A 20,332-nucleotide genomic window follows, 5' to 3' on the forward strand; every position below is an offset into this window, starting at 1 on the left:
CACACGGGCGCGACCCCACGCCATCCGAAGCGACCCCCATTCCGATGGCCGAAAATGTGAGGTGGGACGCCCCTGCCGCGTCCCACCCCACATTCTCAGTGGTGCCTAGAAATCGAACAAGGCACCGGTGTGCGCCAGCATGACGCACGAGTTCGGGAACGTGCGGACCTGGTGAACGGGCGCACCGCGCCAGAATCCGAACATCGACACCTCGACGGGTGCGTGCTCGAACGTGCACGCCCGGTCGTCCGCCGCCATCGCACCGAGGTCGGCACGAGCGGCGGCCAGTGCTGCGCAGGCCTGCGCACCGCGCGGGTGCTCATCGGTCCTCCCGCAGGTCAGGACGGTCGCCCGGTGGGCGTTGTCCGCCACGTCGGAGTGCTGGACCTCAAGCACGAGAGCGGTGCCACCGACCTGCGGTGCCGCCTGTGCGGTACCGGCGGTGATGAAGAGCGAGACGAGCAGTGCGGCGAACGCGAGAATGCGCGCGGACATCGAAACGGGTCCTCCTGAGACCTTCTGCAAAAACCGGGCCGGTTCTCGGCCGCCGCAGATGTTGCCACCCGGAATCAGCGTGGTGAAAGGGGCCAGGATGCGTTCACCGATCACATTTCGACGTTGCGCCGAAAGCGTGGTTGGGCCGAACGGCTGTGTTCTGCGCCACGCCGTCCGGGACGCGCCTGTCGACCGGTTGTCACCGGACGATGACGGGCACACCGTATTATCGAAATCATGTCCAAGACCTCCAGACGCGTCGTGTTCGGCGTGTTGCTGATCGTCACACTCGTGGTTTCCGCCGGCGGCGCGCTGGGTCACCTGGGCAGATTGACGCTCGTCTTCGACCGGCACGCCGGAAAGCCGCTGGCGATTTACGAGGAGGTGCCGGGCCCGCCTTCCGGGCCGCCGTGCCCGATCGACGCCCGCTACCTCGACGAAGCACCCGACGGCCTGCGCGGTGACGTGCTGCAGGCGTGGAAGTCGTTGCGCACCAAGGCAACCGAGCAGGGCGTGACGCTCTGCCTGAACGACGGCAAGCGCAGCCGAAGCCAGCAGCAGAAGGAGTTCGACGACGCGGTCGGGAAGTTCGGCAACGCGGAGCTCGCCGGCCGGTACGTGCTGCCGCCGGACAAGTCGATGCACGTGCTCGGATACGCGATCGACATCCAGCCGATCGAATCCGCAAAATGGATCGAGAAGAACGGCAGCACCTTCGGCTGGTGCCGCCGTTACGAAAACGAGCAGTGGCATTTCGAGTACAACGCCGCCTACCCCACCGGCGGCTGCCCCGCTCTGGTTCCGAGCGCGACGGGCAGCTGACTCCCCGGTAAAGGTCTAGACGCCTGGTGCGCGCGTGAGGTTGCGTCACCGCAATCCGACAACGCCCGTTACCGGATCAGAGCACCGCACGGCTCGCACCTACGCCGTCGTCGGCGTCGCTCCTGAACAGCGCCCCACCCCGGCGCTGGGCGGTTCGGGCTATCCGCGTTCATTCCCGAACGACCAGGCCCGCCCACGTGATCGGATCGGGCCGTGCGCACCTGGAACAAGATCGTCACCGCCGTGGCCGTCGTCCTCGGCTACGTCGCCCTGATGCTCGCGATCAGCGCGGGCATCGACCTGCGCAAGAGCGTCGCGTTCGAGGACGCGCCCGCCAAGGCGGCGGCGTTCCGGGCCGCGATCGACCGCAAGGACGTCGTCGAGGCGCGGTCGATCGCGAGCTGGTTCGACGTCCACCACCCCAGCGGCGGCCACTCCTACATCTCAGCCGAACTCGGGGCCGACGTCGCCGCGGAGGGCCGGTTCGAGCGGGCCAGGAGCTACGCCAACGACCTGCCCGAGGAGATCCCGGAGGACCGGGCCAAGCTCGACGCGGAGTTCGACCGGACGAGTGCGCGCGCCGTGCCGTGGCTGGTCGTGGCGGCGATAGCGGCCGTGGGGGCGTTGGCGTTCCGGTATCAGCGGCACAAGGCCAACGCCGATGTCGTCGAGGTGGTCACCCGGTTCATGCCGAAGCGGCCGGTGTGGCGGCGGCCGGTGTTCCTCGTCGTCACCGGTGCCGGGTACGTCCTGCTGACGGCCGGGTTCATCGCCGTGGTGGCCGCGACCAGGGCCAACGAGCTGCCGTGGGGGGTGCGGGGGATCTTCCTCGCCGGCGGTGTCATCGGGTTGCCGATCGCCTACTTCGTGCTGCGGTACTCACGGCCGCGGGCGGTGCGGGGTGCGGCGCAGGCGTTGCGGGCCGACTGGCGGCGGCCGGTGCTGTACCTGCGCGACTTCGGGGACGACCAGGCCGCGTCCGTGGTTGACGGGCAGGAGGAGATGGCGTGGACGGGGATGGTCAGCATCCTCTCGCGCGAGGAGCAGCTCATCGGGGCGTTGGGGGCGTACGGGCCGGTGGTGGCCGTCGGGATTCCCGGCGAGGACGTGCCACGGCTGGGCGCGGCACGGTTCTACCTGCCCGGTGACGACTGGCAGAGCGGCGTGCTGCGGCTGATGGACCAGGCGCAGCTCATCGTGCTGCGACTGGGTGATGGCGACGGGGTGTGGTGGGAGGTCGACCAGGCGTGCCGCACGCAGCCGCCGGGCAAGCTCGTGCTGCTCGTCCCCGGTGGGCGGCCCGACCTGGCGCAGCGGCTGGAGACGCACCTGCCGACACCGCTGGGTGTGCCGGTGGACGAGAACCGGTGGACCTCGGCCGTCGTCGCGTTCGGGCCGGACTGGGAGCCGCACGTGCAGCGGGTGGGGCCGTTCGCCGGGGAGAAGCGGCGCACCAACCAGCCGGCGTTCTTCGTCGCCCGCGCGTTGCAGGAGGCGCTGAAGGCGATCGGGTCGTACCGGCACGGACTGCACATGCGGACCAACGCGCACCTGCTCAAGATCTACGGCAAGGTCCTGCTGCTGGTGCCGGGACTGGTGCTGATAGTGAGCTTCCTGCGCATGGTCTTCCTCTGGTGAGCTGCCTCCGTGGTCGCCGACCGGCGGCACGAGGGCCGCTCGCCGGCCCGCGGGAGCGCGACACGCCGAAGGCGCCACTTTGGTCAGGACCAAACGGGCGCCTGAGCGGTCGGTTTGTCCAGTTCGGCTGCTCCTGGACCGATCCGTTTGTACCGGAATCCCGAAAACCGCTTCCACGCGGAACCGGTTCCATATACTTGTATGAGAGCGCTCCCACGCCGCTGCAGCACGAGCCCTTCCGGAGACCACATGGATCAGGACGAGTCCTACCTCGACGCCACCCTGCCGATCGCCGCGCGCGTCGCCGATCTGCTCCAGCGCATGACACTGCCCGAGAAGGTCGGGCAGATGATGCAGCTGGACTCGAGGGAGGACCTGGACGACCACGTGCTGCGCAAGCACGTGGGCTCGATCCTGCACACCTCTCCCGAACGGGTGCTGCGCGCGCACGACCTCACCTCGCAGACCAGGCTGCGCATCCCGCTGCTCATCGCCGAGGACTGCATCCACGGCCACTCGTTCCACGAGGGCGCCACGATCTTCCCGACCCAGCTCGGCATGGCCGCGAGCTGGGACCCCGAGCTGGTCGAACGGGTCGCGCGGGTCACCGCGGTCGAGGCCGCGGCGACCGGTGTGCACTGGACGTTCTCGCCGGTGCTGTGCATCGCCCGCGACCTGCGCTGGGGCCGGGTCGACGAGACGTTCGGCGAGGACCCGGTGCTGATCGGCGAGCTCGCGGCGGCGATGGTCCGCGGCTACCAGGGCGACGGGCTGACCGACGAGACCGCGATCCTCGCGACCGCCAAGCACTTCGCCGGGTACTCGGAGACCCAGGGCGGCCGGGACGCGAGCGAGGCCGACCTCAGCAGGCGCAAGCTGCGGTCGTGGTTCCTGCCGCCGTTCGAGAAGGTCGCGCGCGAGGGTTGTGCGACGTTCATGCTCGGCTACCAGACCACCGACGGCGTGCCGATCACCGTCAACTCGTGGCTGCTCGACGAGGTCCTGCGCGGCGAGTGGGGCTACCGGGGCACGCTCATCACCGACTGGGACAACGTCGGCCGGATGGTCTGGGAGCAGAAGGTCCAGCCCGACCACGCGCACGCCGCCGCTGCCGCCGTGAAGGCCGGCAACGACATGATCATGACCACCCCGCAGTTCTTCGAGGGCGCGCTGCAGGCCGTCGAGTCCGGGTTGCTGGCCGAGTCCGACCTCGACAGCGCGGTCACCCGCATCCTCACGCTCAAGTTCGAGCTCGGCCTGTTCGAGAACCCGCGCCGGCCCGACACCGAGCGCCAGCGCACGATGATCAACCACGCCGACCACGCCGCCCTGAACCTCGACGTGGCCCGCCGGTCTCTCGTGCTGCTGCGCAACGACGGCGTGCTGCCCGTCCGCAAGGGCAGGATCGCGCTCGTCGGCCCGCTCGCCGACGACGCCCAGACCCAGCTCGGCGACTGGGCCGGCTCGTCCGGTCAGGCCGACTGGCTGCCCGACGGCCAGCCGCGCGACATGATCACCACGGTGCTGGACGGCCTCAGGGAGTTCTCCGAGGTCACCTACGCGCGCGGGGCGGACATCCTCACGCTCGAAGCCGACCCCGAGGGCGACACGTTCCCGGACGGCCAGCCGCGCCCGCAGGTCGTCGCGCCGTGCCCGCCGAACCCGGAGCTCATCGCCGAAGCCGTCGCCACCGCCCAGGACGCGGACCACGTCGTGGCCGTCGTCGGTGACCGCATCGAGCTGGTCGGCGAGGGCCGGTCCACCGCCACGCTCGACCTGATCGGCGGTCAGATCGCGCTGCTCGACGCGCTCGCCGCGACCGGCAAGCCGCTGATCGTGGTGCTGCTGGCCTCGAAGCCGCTGGTGCTGCCCGACAGCGCCCGCAACGCCGCCGCGGTGATCTGGGCGGCGAACCCCGGCATGCAGGGCGGCCGGGCGATCGCCGAGCTGGTGCACGGCCTGATCGAGCCGAGCGGCCGGCTGCCGATCTCGTTCGCGGCGCACGCGGGCCAGCAGCCGACCTACTACAACCAGATCCGCGGCCAGCACGGCACCCGCTACGCCGACCTGACCCAGGAGCCGGCGTTCGCGTTCGGCGAGGGCCTGTCCTTCACCACCGTCGAGTACACCGACCTGCACGTCGACACGTCGGTGCTGGGCCCGGACGAGACGGTCCAGGCCTCGATCACGCTGCGCAACACCGGGTCGCGGCCCGCGCGCGAGACCGTGCAGGTCTACGTGAGCGACGCCGTGACGTCGGTCAGCTGGGCCGACAAGGAGCTCAAGGCGTTCCGGCAGGTCGACGTGGCGCCGGGCGAGAGCGTGACGGTGCGGCTGGAGGTACCGGTGTCGGCGTGCTCGATCGTCGACGCGCTGGGCAACCGGGTCGTCGAGCCCGGCGACTTCGTGCTGCTCGTCGGTCCGTCGTCGAAGGACTCGGCCCTGCGCAGGGCCGAGTTCACCGTCAAGGCGCCGTGCTGATCGTCAGGTAGCGGGGCGGGAGCGCCGCCGCAGCGGTGACGGCCCGCTTCACGGCCGGCACGAGGTCCGCGTCCACCAGCGCGACCGCGGGCCGGCCGGGCGGGTCCACCAGCAGGCTCGCTCCACGGGCACCCGCCCGCACCGCCGCACGCACCACCACGTCCTGCTCCGGATCGGGGTCCTGGGCGTGGTGGTAGGCGGTCAACGCGGCCCCGAGGTCGTCGGTGTCGCGCACGAAGGGCCGTTCGCGCTGCGGTTCGACCCGGCGCACCCGCGTGTCGACGACCAGCAACCGCTGCCCCGGCAGGTCGAGCGGCACGACGGGCTCGTCCTCGAACGCCACGCCGGCCAGCTCGCGCAACGCCAGCCCCACGGCCGTCCGCAACGCCGGCCCCGCCGACAGCCCGCTCCCCTGCGGCAGGTCCACGCTGCACATCAGCGTCGCCCCACCACCGACGCCCTGCACCGGCGAAGCCCACGCGGGCACCTCGTCCGACGGCAGCAGCGCCCGTTCGGCCGGTCGGTTCACCGACACCAGCTCCAGCAGTCCGTCGTCGCGCCGGTCACCCGCGACGATCGCACCCCACCTGCCCGGCACCCGCACCAGGCCACCCAGCAGCCGCAGCACGCCGGGCGCGTACCAGACACCGGCCGCGGACCGGCCGAAGGTGCGCCGGAACGCGTGCGGCACGAGCCTCAGCTCCGGTGCGACGTCCGGCCGGTCCGCGAGGTCGACCGGGGCATTCATGCCTTGAGCGCCAGCAGCCGGTAGGCGTTGCCGCCGTCGCTGCGCGCGGCCAGGAACCGGTTCACGGTCTGGTCCAGCGCCATCGCCACGAAGAACGCCGGGATGCCCAGCGCCCACACGCCGAAGCTGCGCAACCGGCGCAGCCGCACCCGTTCCGGCCGCCACGGCGCGGGCGTCCGCGGGGCCTTGGCGCCCAGCCACAACAGCAGCGCCAGCGTGAAGTCGTTGCACAGGTGGGCTTTCGACCGTTCCCGCGCCACGGTCACGAGACCGCGGTCGGCCAGTGCGTGCTCCAGGTTGCCGATCGGCATCATGTGCTGGTGCTGCGGCTGGAACCACGGCATCCAGTACTGCCCGAACAACCGCCCGAGCCGCCACTCCGGGTCCGGCAGCTCGATCAGCAGGTAACCGCCCTGCGGCAGCACGTCCGCCGCGATGTCCAGCTCCTCCCACGGGTCCCGCACGTGCTCCAGGTAGTGGTGCATGCTGATCACGTCGTAGCGGCCCTTGAGCTCGCCCGCGAAGTCCTTGAAGCTGCCCCGGTAGGCGTGCTCGATCCGGCCGAGCCGGGCGGCGTCCTCGATCGCGGCACCCTGGTCGAGCCCGTCGAACGCGGTGTCCGGCAGGACCTCCTTGGCGCCCAGGCAGAAGTGCGCGTGCCCGGAGCCGACGTCCAGCCACCGCTCGGGTTTCACGAACGGCTCCACCATGCGCGCCCGGCCGTAGTACGGCGAGGTCTTGCCGGAGAACACCGCGTCGGCCGACGACTCGCCCAGGCCGTCGTAGAAGTCGCGGTAGTAGAAGCCGAGGCCTTCCTCGGTCAGCCGCGGGTTCTGCCAGACGTGCGCGCACCGGACGCAGCGGTCCATGGTGAACGTGCCGGGCTTGCGCTGCACCAGGTCGTGCGCGGTCACCCACCGCCGCAGGTCGCTGCTGCCGCAGGACGGGCAGGTGTCGCGCCGGGTCTCGTGGAAGTCGCGCCCGAGTCGCTCGGTGTACCAGGGCGCGGCCTGCTCCAGCGTCTCGGCCTGCCGGAGCTCGGCGGTGGACTTCTTGCCACCGGCCGTCTTGAGCCACAGGTAGGGCGTGCGCAGGAACCGCGGCACCCACAGGTCCCTGGGCCGCAACGGGGTTCCCGCGAACACGAGGAGCGGGTGCGCCCAGTAGGCGGCCAGCGCGGCCAGGCCCCACGGCCAGTCGACGACCACGGCGGCGGCCACCACCGCGTAGCCGATCATCGAACCCGCGATCCACAGCGACGGCCGCTTGCCGATCTGCCGCAACGTCGCCGCGCGGTACCCGAGGTCGTAAGGCCCGGCCTTCAGCCCCGGCGCGACCGCGAGGTCGACCTCGGCGGGCACGTGGTCCTTGACGCGGCGCACGAACGCGACGAGCTCGGTCGGGTCGTCCGGGTCGACCTCCTCGGCGTACCTCTCGCGCACCAGCACGGCCTGTGCCGCGCTCGCCCCGCGCACCCACCGGTCGGCCCGGTACCGCGCGGGGTCGACCGCGCCGAGCAGGTCCAGCGCCGCCGCGGTCGGCAGGTCGCGTGGCACCAGGTCGACCAGGTCGGCGTCACCGGCGTCCCAGGAGCCCTCCGGGTGGACACCGGTGGCAGTGACCAGGGCGTGCCCGCTCACGCCCGGCGCCAGCACGCGCAGTTTCGCCGCACGGGAACGCAGGCGCACGACGTCGACCAAGACGACCAGCACCACGAGCACGGTGAGGATCACCCCGCCACCACCTTCTCCAGTCGATCGGCGGCGGCTGCGGCGCCGCCAGCCGCTGTGAACGACTTCCGCACGAGCTCCGCGGCGGCCGCGTACTCCGGCTCGCCCAGCACGGATTCCAGTGCGCTGCGAATATCCGTCGCGCGGGCCCGCGAGTAGGTCAGCCGGACGCCCGCTCCGGCCGCGACGACCTGGGCGGCGACGGTCGGCTGGTCGTCCCGGATCGGCGCCACGACCAGCGGCAACCCGTGTGCCAGCGCCTCGCAGACCGTGTTGTGGCCGCCGTGCGTGACCACCGCGCTCAGGTGCGGCATCAGCGCGAGCTGCGGCACCGAGGGCTGCACCAGGACGTTGGCCGGCGCCGGTCGTTCGGGCGCCACCATGACGACCTGGACGTCGAGGTCGGCCACCGCCTCCACGGCTTGGGTGAAGAACCGCTCCCCCGCGGGGCCGTTCAGCGTGCCCAGCGAGATCAGCACGGCGCGGTCGCCGAGCCGGTCCCACGGGAACCGCGCCCGTTCCACGCGGTGGGCGAGCGCCGGCCCGACGAACGCCACCTCGTCACCGAAGTCACCGCGCACCAGCGCCTTCGAGCTGTAGACCAGCACCAGCCGGTCGGAGAACCGGACGTCGCCGCCCGCGAAGTCGTGCAGCAGACCCCGCACCCAGGCGTCGACCTTCGGCATCGTCCGCAGCGGGTTGACCAGCTCGGCCGAGGTCGCCGCGGACGTCGCCCACGGCACCCCGGCGTTCTTCGCCACGCACGGCCCGGCCAGCGCCTGCTGGTCCGCGACCACCACGTCCGGCGCGAAGTCCCGCACCGCCGCGGCGACGCCGGGCACCATCGCGTGGCCGAGCGGGATGAGGAACTCCTCCCAGAAGAACTTCAGCACCGCCATGCCGCGCAACGCGAGCCACCGCTCCCGCTTGGCCCGGATGCCGGTCTCCAGCACGTCGTCGATCGCCGGGTACACCACCGCGCCGTCGGGCAGCAGCGGTGCCAGCGTGCCGGGGTGCCCGACCCACGCGACGGCGTGGCCGCGGGCGAGCAGCTCACCGCCCACGGACGCGGTCGGGTTGACGTGACCGGTCAGCGGCGGCACGACGAACAGGAACCGGCTCATGACGGCAACCAGTCGCAGAGGACGTCGAGCAGTTCGGCCGTGGCCTCACGCAGCACGGTGTGGCCGAGGCCGGTCACGACGTGCAACCGGCAGGACGGAATCCGCTCCGCCAGCTCGGCCGCGGCGCCGACCAGCTCGGACTCCGCGCCGAACACGCCGAGCACCGGGCAGCGCACCTCGGTGAGGTCGAGCTTGGCACCGGAACCGAGGTCATCGATCAGCGTGGTGCCGTTGAGCAACGCGTTGGCGTTGACGGCGAGCTTGGCGATCTTGCGCTGCCCGAGGGCCATGAGCTGGTCCTGGGTGCGGTCGAACTCCAGGCCCAGCGCGGCCACGGTCAGCGTGTTCGTGATGTCCTCGAACCACGCGTCGCCGACCACTCCCCCGACCGCCGACTCGACCAGCACCACACCGGCCACGCGGTCCGGCGACCGGACCGCGGCGTGCATGGCGACCACACCGCCGTAGCTGTTGCCCAGCAGGAACACCGGCTCGGTCACGCCGATCTCGTCCAGCACGGCCACGAGGTCCAGCGCGCTCTCCTCGGGCGTGTACCCCGACGGCGGGCGTTCGGACAGGCCGTGGCCGCGCAGGTCGAACAGCACGGTGCCGAAACCCCTGGCCGCCAGCGGAGCCGCCAGCGTGTAGTAGAAGCTGGACAGGTTGTCCATGACCAGGCCGTGCACGAACACGATGGTCGGCACGTTCCCCGTGGGCCCGAGCCGCTGCACGTGGAACCGCAGCCCGCGGGCGTGGACCTCAGACACGGGCCGTGATGTGGTCGACGAGCCGGCCCACGGACATCGCCATGATCTCGTCGATGTCCATGTCCGCGAGGAACGCCACGAGGTCGACGCCGTAGTGGGCGTTGAGCTTGTCGGCCAGCGCCACGAACTCGATCGACTCCAGGCCGAGGTCGTCGCTGAACGTGGTGTCCCTGGTGATCTCCACGCCCAGCAGGAAGTCCGGGCCGACCACCTCGGTGATGAGTTCCGCTACCTGCTGCAGCACCTCGTCCATCACTTCTCCGTCTTCACGCGTGCGGCGGCTTTTCCCTGTTCGGCAACGACTTCGAGCTGCGGCACCGCGAACGCCCCGCGCACCCGCGCGTCGGCGGACACGGTCAGCTCCGCGGGGTGGACCGGTCCGGCACCGCGGCTCCACAGCCACGAGCGCACGGCGTCCTTCACCGCGATCACCCGCAGCAGCCAGTCGCGTTGCGCGGGCACGTCGAGCCCGGCGTAGTGCGCCCGTTCCGCGGAGTTCAGGTAGCGGCGCATGATCAGGTCGCGGGTGGCGCTGTCGGACCAGTTCTCGGTGACGCGCAGCCACTCACCGTCCGGAGTGGACAGGATCTCGGTGCCGGGGCGCAGCTTGACCCGCCAGATCCGGTCGTCGGTGGTGAACCGGCGGGTGGTCCAGCCGGTGATGCGGCACCACAGCGCCCCGGCCGCGGTCAGCTCGGCGTCGGCGACCATCGTCTGCGCGGTCACCTCGCGGATGCGGGCCGTGCAGCGGACGTCGCCGGTCGGCGCCGGGCCGTGGAACGACACCCGCTCGATCCCGGTGGGCAGCACGGTCTGGTCGACGGTGTGCACCACCTGCATCCAGTGGCCGATCAGCTGCCCGGCGCTGTCGAGCAACGCCCCCGGTGCGGGCAACGGCGTCAGCACGCCCGCGATCCCGTTGTCCGCCAGCGAGTCGATCCGCGTGACACCCGCGTACGCCGGACCGTGGAACATCCAGTTGTCCCGGTACAGCTCCTCGGCGCTGACCGGTGGCACGCGGGTGCCGTGCAACGCGATCTCCACCGGCTGCGGTGCCACGGGTGCCATCAGCACCACGCCCTCGGCGTAGTCGCCGACCTTCACCGCGACCCGGTCGGGCCCTTCGGAGCGTGCGCTGATCTTCACGGTCGTCGCGGGCAGCGCCGTGAGCCAGCGCTTGGCCTTCACGTCGGCGAACCCGTGCACGGTCCCGCCGGTGAGCCTGCGGGCGGCGTCGGCGAAGACCTCCAGCAGGCCGGTCGCCGGCACGATCGGGAACCCGTCCGCGAGGTCGGGCCACCCCGGTGCCTGCGGGAACACCGAGTGGTCCACCAGCTCCGGCATGGTGCGCAGCGAGAACTCGCGGGTGAACCCAGCCTCGCTGGGCCGCAGCGCACCGGCCACCTCGCGGGCGACGGCGTTGGTGTGGGCCAGGAGCTTGGTGACCGCGGCCGACACCGGGCTGTCGCCGGCGACCACGACCGGATCGGTGCCGAGCGGGTCGACGGTGATCTTCGGGGTGCCCAGCCGCAACCGCACCCGGTGGGAGGTGCCGCGCTTGAGCCCGAACGCCCACAGCGCTTCCGGGGCGATGTCGGCGTTCACGGCGAGGTGCGGCCGGTCGGACAGGGTGTCGGCGACGAACCCCGGCAGGCTGCCCCGGCCGACCTGGACGAACGCGCGGAACCCGGCGGAGTGCAGGCGGTGCAGCAGCGGCCGGAACCGGACCGGTTCGACCAGGTGCCGCAGCACCAGGTCGCGGACGTCCTCCGCGCGCATCGGTTCCAGTGAGTTGGCCGACCACACCGGAACGTCCGAGGTGCGGACCGGCAGCTGGTCGAGCATCTCCTTCGCCCGGCCCAGGTAGGGCGCGAGCGCGGGCGTGTGGAAGCCGGTGCGGAACGGCATCAGCTGCGCCATCACGCCGTTGGCCTTCAACGTCTCCAACACGGGTTCGAGCAGCTCGATCGGACCGCAGACCACCGACTGGTGCGGGCAGTTGTCGTGGCTGATCGTCACACCCTCGACCAGGTACTGCTCCGCGGTGTCCGCGGAGCAGCCCAGTGCGGCGTAGGCGATGTCGACCACCGCGACGGCGCCGGGACCGAGCGCGTCGACGAACCGGTCGATCGTCGGGTAGATGCCGCCGACGACCATCGCGGTCCACTCGCCCATGCTGTGCCCGGCGAGCGCTCCGGGCGTGATGCCCTGCGCCATCAGCTCGCGCGCCGCACGGCGGCCGTCCTGCAGCAGCTGCACGGCGTGGTCGACGACCTCGCCGGTGAACTCGCGTTCGAAGCCGGGGAACACGAACGCGACCTGGTCGGTGCTGCTCAGCAGCGGCTGCGGGGAGAACCAGATGTCGTGCCTGCCCGGCCAGGCCTTGCCCTGGGCGATGACGCGTTCGGCGAGCTTGAGCCTGCGGTCGTCGGGGTTGCCGACGGCGAGCCGGAACGCGCGGTCTGCGGTGGAGGGCCTGCGTTCCCGCACGGCCTCGGCCAGCTCCGCAGCGGTGTCGGCGGCGAAGGTCATGACGGGCTTGCGCGGCCGGGCGACCGTGTGGCCGTCGAGCACGGCGTGGGCGTTGATCCCGCCGAACCCGAAGGCGTTCACGACCGCGCGGTGCGGGCCCTCCCAGTCGCGGGCCTCGGTCACCGGCGCGAAGCGGGTGCCGGTCAGCGCCGGGTGCGGCCGCTCGACGTGCAGGGTCGGCGGCAGCGTGCGGTGGTGCAGCGCGAGAGCGGCCTTGATCAGCCCGGCCATCCCGGCGGCCGGCATGGCGTGGCCGATCATCGACTTCACCGTGCCGATGCCGATCTCGTCGCCCTCGGCACCGAAGGCGTTGATCATCGTGGCGAGCTCGGCGGCGTCACCGGCGGGCGTCGCGGTGCCGTGCGCCTCCACCAGGCCGGGTGCGTCGGTGCGCGGGTCGAGCCCGGCGTTGGCCCAGGCCCGGTGCACGGCCAGGAGCTGGCCCTCGGGGTTGGGCGTCATCATGCTCGTCGCGCGGCCGTCGCTCGCGGTGCCGATGCCGCGGATCACGGCGTAGACGCGTTCGTCGCCGACGTCCTCCAGGCGCTTCAGCAGCACCATGCCGACACCCTCGGACAGCAGCGTGCCGTCGGCGTCCGCGTCGAACGGCCGGATGCGCTCGCTCGGGCTCAACGCGCGGAGCTGCGTGAACACGCTCCACAGCGTCGGGTGGTGGCAGACGTGCACCGCCCCGGCCAGCATGGCGTCCGCGCGGCCCTCCTGGAGCTCGCGGACGGCGTGCTCGACGGCGACCAGACCGGACGCGCAGGCCGCGTCCACCGTGTACGCGGTGCCGCGCAGGTCGAACCGGTTGGCGATGCGGGAGGCGGCGAGGTTCGGCACCAGGCCGATCGACGCCTCTGGCTGCTCGGGGCCGAACCGGTCGCGGACCGCCTGCCGCACCGTGCCGAGGTCCGCGCCGCCCAGTCCGGGGAACAGGTCGCGGACCACCGACAGCACCTCGTCGGCGAGCCGCACGCGCTGGTCGAGCCGGGCGCAACCGGGCGTGAGGTACCCGCCGCGACCGACGACGACACCGATCCGCTCCCGGTCCGGCAGGGCGGTCTCGCCGCCGGCGTCCGCGATCGCCTCCGCGGCCGTGGCGAGCGCCAGCAGCTGATCGGGTTCCGCACCGTCCACCGTGGACGGCATGATGCCGAACCTGGTCGGGTCGAACTCGGCCAGGTCGTCGACGAACCCGCCCCTGCGGCAGTAGAACCGGTCGCCGCTGGTGCTGTTCTGGTCGTAGTAGGTCGCCGGGTCCCACCGGCCGGGCGGGACCTGGCCGACGGCGTCCACCCCGGACGCGATGTTGCGCCAGAACGTCGTGGCGTCGGGCGCTCCCGGGAAGACCGCGCCGATGCCGACGATCGCTACGCCTCCCATCGGTAGACCACCTGCACGTCGTTCCCGGCGGCGATCTCGTTCAGCAGAGCGGCAACGCCTTCGTCGGGCTGGATCAGCGGGATGCCGCGGCGCTCGTACTCCGCGGTGAGCCCGACCGCCATGCCCGCGCCGGCCCAGGGCCCCCAGTCGACGGCGACCACCCTGCGCTGGGTGCCCCAGAACCGGGCCATCCGGTCGAGCGCGTCGTTCGCGGCGCTGTAGTCGGCTTGGCCGCGGTTGCCGAACACGCCGCTGACGCTGCCGAACAGCACGAGGAAGCCCTCGTCGAACGCCTTGACACCGTTGACCTTCGTCGCCCAGACCCGGTCGAACGACTCCTGGGTCTTGTCCGCGATCAGCCTGTCGTCGAGCACACCGGCGCCGTGGACCACGCCGTCGAGCCGGCCGAACCGGGCGCGGACGTCGTCGAGCACCCGGCCCACCGCCTCGACGTCGGTGACGTCGCATTCGTGGTAGCGCACGCTCGACGCCGTGGCGCGCAACCGTTCCAGCGTCGCGCGCACCTCGCGTTCGGCGAGCACCCCGCGCGCCTTGGCGGGCACGTCGTCGGTGACGCCGAGCTCGAACAGCGCCTTGACGACCTCGGGTTCGGTCGTGGCGTGCGCGAGCCGGTGGTCCTCGGGTGCGATCGGGGTGCGGCCGATCAGCTCGACGTGGCAGCCGGTGCGTTCGGCGAGCGCGACCGCGGCCAGTGCGGTGATGCCGCGGGCGCCACCGGTGAACAGCACCACGCTGTCGGCGTCCAGCGACAGGGTCCCGCTGGGCAGCTCGGTCGCCACGGCGTCGAGCACCTGCCGGCGACCGGCCTGGTGGCCGACGACCGCCGGGCCGGGACCGAGCTCGGCGAGCAGCGCGGTGGCGATGTCGCGGTGGCTCTCCTTGGGGTTCACGTCGACCGCGCGCACCACCAGCTCCGGGTGCTCCAGCGCGGCGGTGCGGACGAGCCCGTGCAGGCCGATGTCCGCGGGCAGCTCGTCGGCGGTGTGGTCGAAGCCGAACGTGCCGCCGCCGGTGGTGACCACGACCAGGTGCACACCGGTGGTGACGCAGGCCTTGACCTCGCTGAACGCCTCCGGCAGCCGGGCGCCCAGCCGCACGACGACGTCGACGCCGGTCAGGTCGGCGGGGAACGACGGCTCGACGCGCGGGCGGGCGGTGTGCTTCTCCAGCAGGTCGGCGAGCTCCAGGCCGATGCCGTTGTCGTCGACGACCAGGACGGTCCTGCCGGTGAGGTCGACCGGTTCGGCCGGTCCGGCGGGGACGACCTGCGGGACGCGCCGGACGAGCTTCCCGCCGGTCACCGTGCGCGCGGGCCGGCCCGGCACGGGCTGCGGGGTGGCCTCGCCGAACCAGCCGACGATCCCGTCGATCGTCTTGAGCTGCGCCAGCTCGTCCACCGAACCCGATGCGCCCAGTGCCTGCACCAGCTCACCGACGATCTCGGCCCGTTTGATCGAGTCGATCGACAGGTCCGCCTCCAGGTCGAGGCCCGGTTGCAGCATCTCGACGGGGTAGCCGGTCCGCGTGCTGATCGTCCGCAGCACCACGGCCCGCACGTCCTTGCCCGGCACGGCCACCGGGGCGACGGCACCGAACCAGCCGACGATCCCGTCGACCGTCTTGAGCTGCGCCAGCTCGTCCACCGAACCGGACGCGCCCAGTGCCTGCACCAGCTCACCGACGATCTCGGTGCGCTTGATCGAGTCGATCGACAGGTCCGCTTCCAGGTCCAGTCCCGGTTGCAGCATCTCGACGGGGTAGCCGGTGCGGGTGCTGATCGTCCGCAGCACCACCGCGGCCACGTCTTCCTGCTGCGGCACCACGGGTTCCGGTGCCTTGACCACGGCGTCGACCACCGGCATCGGCGGCGGGACGGCCGCGGGCGCGGTGCCGAGGTAGCTCAGCAGCACGTCGCGCTGCGCGCTGACGGCGTCGCGCATGCCGTCGAGGAACTTCTCCACGATCTCGTCCCGGCCCAGGCCCGGCCCGAGCCGCAGGGTGGGGAGCTCGGTCGCGGGCCGCAACCCACCGGGCAGTGCGTCTCCGTTCGCGTCCCGCACGAGACCTCCGTCCACGTACCACTTCGGCCGCGGCGGCACGGCCGTGGCGGGTTCGGCCCTGTCCTCGAACAACGGCGCGGCGTCCACCTCGACACCGGCGACCGCGAGTGCGGCGAGCGTGCGCAGGAACGTCACGTGGTCGTCGCAGCGCAGCGCCCGGTGCGGCCGGTCGCCGAGCGTCCGGCCGACCAGCGCGGTCAGCACCCCGCCCGGCCCGGCCTCGACGAAGATCCGCGCGCCCGCCGCGTACATCGACTCGACCTGCTCGGCGAACCTGACCCGGCCGGCGAGCTGGTCGGCCAGCCCGGTGCGGACGTCGGTGTGCGGTGCGGCGGTCACGTTCGACCACACCGGGAACCGCGGCTCGCCGACCGGCACGGCCGCGAGCTCCTCGGCGAACCGGTCCCGCGCCCCTGCCACCAGCGGGCTGTGGAACGCGGCAGCGACCGGGATGGGTTTGACGGTCAGGCCGGCGTCCCGCAGCAGGGCGACGGCGTTCTCCACCGCGGCCGTCGGCCCGGAAACCACGACCTGGTCGGGCGCGTTGTGGTTGGCCACCACCACGTCCGGCGGGAGCAGTGCCTCGACCTCGGCCACCGGGGCGGTCACCGCAGCCATGGTGCCGGGGTCGTCGCCGGCCGCGTCGAGCATCGCCCGCGCCCTGGCCGCGCTGAGGTCGAGCAGGTCGGCGTCCTCGACCGCCCCGGCGGCGGTCAGCGCGACCAGCTCGCCGTAGCTGTGACCGCCGGCCAGGTCCGGCCGCACGCCGACGGAGTCGAGCAACGCGGTCACGGCCAGCCCGGCGATCCCGAGCGCCGGTTGGGCGTTGCGGGTGTCGGTGAGCTCCGCGCGCTGGCGTGCCACGTCGTCTGCGGTCAGTGCGGCCGGCGGGAACATCACGCGTTCGTAGCGCGGGTCCACCAGCTCCTGCAGCCACGGGAACGCCGTGACCAGGTCCAGCAGCATGCCCGGTCGTTGGCTGCCCTGGCCGGGGTAGAGGAACGCGACCTTCGGCCGTTCCCCGTCCCGCAGCAGCACGACGTCGGACGCGCGCCACGCCTCGACGTCCGCCAACGCCCGGCTCAGGCCGTCGTGGTCGCTCACCACGAACGCCGCCTGCACCGTGCCGCTGCCGCAGGCGGCCGCCAGGTTCCGCAGCGGCGTGCGGTCGTCGACCAGTGCCTTGAGCCGTGCGGCTTCCCGTTGTGCTGCCTCGGGGTTCTCGCCGCGCACGAGGAACAGCTCGGCCGGCCACGCGGTCAGCCCGTGCCGCGGCTCGTCCGCGCCGGTGTACCCGGTGAGCACGGTGTGGAAGTTGGTGCCGCCGAAGCCGAACGCGCTGACGCCCGCGACCCGGTCCCGCGCGGCCCAGGTGCGGTGGCCGAACGCGAACGGGCTGGTCCGCGCATCCCAGAAAGCGTTGGGCCGCTTGACGTGCAACGTCCCCGGCCGGATTCCGGTGTGGACGGCCAGTGCCGCCTTGATCACCCCGGCGAGCCCTGCCGCGCACTTGGTGTGCCCGATCTGCGACTTCACCGAGCCGATCGTGCAGCTGCCCGGTTCGACGCCGGCGAACATCTCGGTGAGCGCGGCGAGCTCGGTCCGGTCGCCGACGACGGTCCCGGTGCCGTGCGCTTCGACCAGGCCCACGTCCCGCACGGACACACCCGCCGACGCGTACGCCCGGCGCAGTGCCCGTTGCTGGCCTTCCGGTCGTGGCGCGGTGAGCCCGAGCGAGCGGCCGTCGCTGGACGCGCCGATGCCCTTGACGACCGCGTAGATCCGGTCGCCGTCGCGTTCGGCGTCCTCAAGCCGCTTGAGCACCACGCACGCCACGCCCTCGCCGAGCGCGATGCCGTCCGCCGCCGAGTCGAACGTGGCGCAGCGGCCCTGGGCCGACAACGCCTTGACCGAGGCGAACATCTGGTAGTCGTGGGCGCTGTTGTGCAGGTCGACGGCACCGCACAGGACCATGTCGCTGGTGCCGCCGACGAGCTCCTTGCACGCCACGTCGAGCGCGGCGAGGCTGGACGCGCAGGCCGCGTCGACCGTGTAGTTGGCGCCGCCCAGGTCGAGCCGGTTCGCGACCCGGCCGGCGATCACGTTGCCGAGCACGCCGGGGAACGAGTCCTCGGTCAGCGCGGGCAGGTGGTCGTCCAGGCCCTTGACGCCCAGCGCGGGCAACGCCGTGCGGACCGTGTAGGCGTTCGCGAGGTCCGCACCGGCCTCGGCGCCGAAGATCACCGAGGTGCGTTCGCGGTCGAACACCCGCGTGGCGTACCCGGCGTCCTCCAACGCCCGCGCGCTGACCTCCAGTGCCAGCAGCTGAGCGGGTTCGATCGAGGTCAGCGACGCGGGCGGGATGCCGTAGGCCAGCGGGTCGAACGCCGTGCGCGGGAGGAACCCGCCCCAGCGGAACGGGCTGCCGTACCGCTCCGGCGACCACCGGTCCGGCGGGACCTCGGTGATGGAGTCGGTGCCCGCGAGCACGTTGGCCCAGAACTCGGCCACGTCCCGCGCACCCGGCATGATCGCGGCCATGCCGACGATGGCGACGTCCAGCGGCTGAGCCGTCCCGTCGGCGCGGGTGTGCTCCGGCAGGACGCCGGAGACGATCTCCTCGTGCAGCGCGGCGATCGTGGTCCGCTCGGATCGCAGGGTCGCGACCTGGCCGATCATGAACATGCCCTCGCGGCGCTGCTCGTCCTCGCCGACCTCGACGAGCCCGTCGCCGGAGCGCACGAGCCCTCGGCTGGCCAGCCGCAACCGGCCCAGGTTGAGCTGTTCGAGCCGTTCCCAGCTCTCCTGCCGGGGCAGGTCCGCCAGCTCGGCCCGCGCCTGCTCGAACGTGTCCACATAGGACGTCTGCGCGCACCGGACGGCGTGGCCGGGCGAGGTCTCCAGCAGCGCCGTGTCCGCGCACTCCAGCGCGACCTGCTGGAACACCGGCTGGATCGCGCCGTGCTCGACGGCCTCCTCGGTGAACAGGTAGGCCGTGCCGACGAGCACGCCGATCGCGGCACCGCGAGCGGCGAGCGGGGCCGTCAGCGCGTCGACCATCGCGGCCGACCGGGCGTCGTGGACACCGCCCGCGAACAGCGCGACGACGCCCTCCTCCCGCCCGCGCAGCACGTCGATCTGCTGCTGCCACAACGTGAAGCTGGTCCGCGGCCCGGTGTGCCCTCCGCACTCGGAGCCCTCGAAGACGAACTTGCGCGCACCCTCGTCGAGGAACCGGCGCAGCAGAGCGGGTGACGGGACGTGCAGGAACGCCTCGATCCCGGCGTCCTCCAGCTCCCGCGCCTGGGCCGGGGTGCCGCCGGCGACGATCGCGTACCTCGGCCTGGTCCTCAGCACCGCCGCCAGCTGCCGGGCCCGCAGCTCCGCAGGCGCGAAGCCGAGCAGACCCACGCCCCACGGCCGGTCGCCGAGCTTCCCGGCGGTCGCCACGAGCAGCTCGTGGACCTGCTCGCCCTCCATCAGGGCGAGCGCGAGGAACGGCAGCGCACCGCCTTCCGCCACCGCCGCGGCGAACGCGGGCTGGTCGCTGACGCGGGTCATCGGCCCCTGGGCGATCGGGTAGCGCAGGCCGGGAACGCGGTCGCAGAACGGCCCGCCGACGCGGATCGAGCGGTGTTCGCCCGCGTGTGCGAGATTGTCGCCGATCGCCCGGTCAATGGCCCCGACGACGCCTCCGACGGTGCCGAACGAGGTGCGGTTGAATTCCGCGAACGCACCTTCCTGGCCTATTTCGAGAGCGTTCTGCCGAACATGAACACGCACGCCTTCACGGACAACGGTGTCGGCGCCGTCCATCACGCTGATCGCGTTGACAAATTCGCCGGAAATATGTTTTCGCGCTTCGCGCACGAGTGCCAGCTGGCCTTCCAGCACCACCCCGCGCGCACCGCCGGCGACGGCCGCGGCAGCCGTGTCCGCACCGATGCTCCCCCACAGCCAGACCGGCAGATCGGTCAGCGCGATCACCTGCTGGAGCAGCACGAACGCGGGCGAACCACCCACTCGGCCGCCCGCCTCGGCACCCTTCGCGACCAGGCCGGTCGCACCCCACCCGATCGCCGCAACCGCCTCCGCCACCGAGGTGACGACCACCAGGACACGGCGTTCGCCCAGTTCAGAGCGGTCGGGAACGGGGTCGGCCAGGTCCACCACGACCGTGTCGGCGGCCTCGGGCAACGCGGCGGTCAGCGGCCCGCGCACTCGCACCCCGAACGTGCCGGAGTGCCGTGCGCGGACCCGGGAGAGGTCTCTGACCGCGTGCGGCCCGAGGTCGAGCACGCCGAGGCCACCCGCCCGCTCGGCGGCGACCACGAGGGCCGGGTTGGGGGTGCCGAACGGACTCAGGCACAGCACCCGTTCAGGATCCGACAGCATGTCCACTGCGCTCACTTCCTCACCCTGCAGGGTGGGGAGAAAGGAATTCAGCTTGCGTTCCTACTGGCCGGTACGGTTACTTCGTGATCACCGTACGCACAAACCACAGGTGCCGTCGAGGGGGGTGCTGAAA

Annotated in this window: 11 protein-coding genes; 3 read left to right on the forward strand and 8 right to left on the reverse strand. The window is 72.3% G+C overall.

Going from position 1 to position 20,332, the window contains the following annotated elements; all coding sequences use genetic code 11:
* Positions 1-105: 105 nt before the first annotated feature.
* The gene (locus AB0A63_RS03615) at positions 106-495 is read right to left on the reverse strand and encodes an SSI family serine proteinase inhibitor (RefSeq protein ID WP_360384889.1); all 390 of its coding nucleotides are present in this window, start codon (positions 493-495) and stop codon (positions 106-108) included.
* A gap of 270 nt (positions 496-765) precedes the next feature.
* On the opposite strand from AB0A63_RS03615, the gene AB0A63_RS03620 reads away from it, so the two are divergent.
* The 3 genes from AB0A63_RS03620 to AB0A63_RS03630 all read left to right on the forward strand — a co-directional run bounded on the left by AB0A63_RS03620 (position 766) and on the right by AB0A63_RS03630 (position 5,436).
* Positions 766-1,317 carry a D-alanyl-D-alanine carboxypeptidase family protein gene (locus AB0A63_RS03620; protein ID WP_360384891.1) on the forward strand — a complete coding sequence of 184 codons (552 nt, stop codon included), beginning with the start codon at positions 766-768 and terminating at the stop codon, positions 1,315-1,317.
* Positions 1,318-1,530: 213 nt separating this feature from the next.
* Positions 1,531-2,955: a hypothetical protein gene (locus AB0A63_RS03625; protein WP_360384893.1), complete on the forward strand. Its 1,425-nt coding sequence runs from the start codon at positions 1,531-1,533 to the stop codon at positions 2,953-2,955.
* 249 nt (positions 2,956-3,204) lie between these two features.
* A complete protein-coding gene (locus tag AB0A63_RS03630) occupies positions 3,205-5,436 on the forward strand; it encodes a glycoside hydrolase family 3 N-terminal domain-containing protein (RefSeq protein ID WP_360384895.1) in 2,232 nt (743 codons plus the stop codon).
* Here the strand turns inward: AB0A63_RS03630 and AB0A63_RS03635 are convergent.
* Genes AB0A63_RS03635 through AB0A63_RS03665 form a run of 7 tightly spaced genes read right to left on the reverse strand, consistent with a single transcriptional unit; the run spans position 5,420 to position 20,214 of the window.
* On the reverse strand, positions 5,420-6,184 hold the full coding sequence (locus tag AB0A63_RS03635; RefSeq protein WP_360384897.1) for a hypothetical protein: 765 nt from the start codon (positions 6,182-6,184) through the stop codon (positions 5,420-5,422). The two genes, AB0A63_RS03630 and AB0A63_RS03635, sit on opposite strands and share 17 nt — an antisense overlap.
* Entirely contained in the window at positions 6,181-7,917 is a 1,737-nt protein-coding gene (locus tag AB0A63_RS03640) for a class I SAM-dependent methyltransferase (protein WP_360384899.1), read from the reverse strand. The genes AB0A63_RS03635 and AB0A63_RS03640 overlap by 4 nt, the downstream gene beginning before the upstream one ends.
* A complete protein-coding gene (locus tag AB0A63_RS03645) occupies positions 7,914-9,038 on the reverse strand; it encodes a nucleotide disphospho-sugar-binding domain-containing protein (protein ID WP_360384901.1) in 1,125 nt (374 codons plus the stop codon). The genes AB0A63_RS03640 and AB0A63_RS03645 overlap by 4 nt, the downstream gene beginning before the upstream one ends.
* Positions 9,035-9,805, reverse strand: coding sequence for an alpha/beta hydrolase (locus tag AB0A63_RS03650; protein ID WP_360384903.1), 771 nt, complete (start codon positions 9,803-9,805; stop codon positions 9,035-9,037). Before AB0A63_RS03650 ends, AB0A63_RS03645 begins: the two co-directional genes overlap by 4 nt.
* Positions 9,798-10,058 carry a phosphopantetheine-binding protein gene (locus tag AB0A63_RS03655; RefSeq protein WP_065918274.1) on the reverse strand — a complete coding sequence of 87 codons (261 nt, stop codon included), beginning with the start codon at positions 10,056-10,058 and terminating at the stop codon, positions 9,798-9,800. Before AB0A63_RS03655 ends, AB0A63_RS03650 begins: the two co-directional genes overlap by 8 nt.
* Complete coding sequence (locus AB0A63_RS03660; RefSeq protein WP_360384906.1) at positions 10,058-13,723, reverse strand: beta-ketoacyl synthase N-terminal-like domain-containing protein; 3,666 nt, start codon at positions 13,721-13,723, stop codon at positions 10,058-10,060. The genes AB0A63_RS03655 and AB0A63_RS03660 overlap by 1 nt, the downstream gene beginning before the upstream one ends.
* Positions 13,711-20,214 carry an SDR family NAD(P)-dependent oxidoreductase gene (locus AB0A63_RS03665; protein ID WP_360384908.1) on the reverse strand — a complete coding sequence of 2,168 codons (6,504 nt, stop codon included), beginning with the start codon at positions 20,212-20,214 and terminating at the stop codon, positions 13,711-13,713. The genes AB0A63_RS03660 and AB0A63_RS03665 overlap by 13 nt, the downstream gene beginning before the upstream one ends.
* Positions 20,215-20,332 lie beyond the last annotated feature (118 nt).

The sequence above is a fragment of the Lentzea sp. NPDC042327 genome, assembly GCF_040647275.1.
Classification (GTDB): Bacteria; Actinomycetota; Actinomycetes; order Mycobacteriales; family Pseudonocardiaceae; genus Lentzea.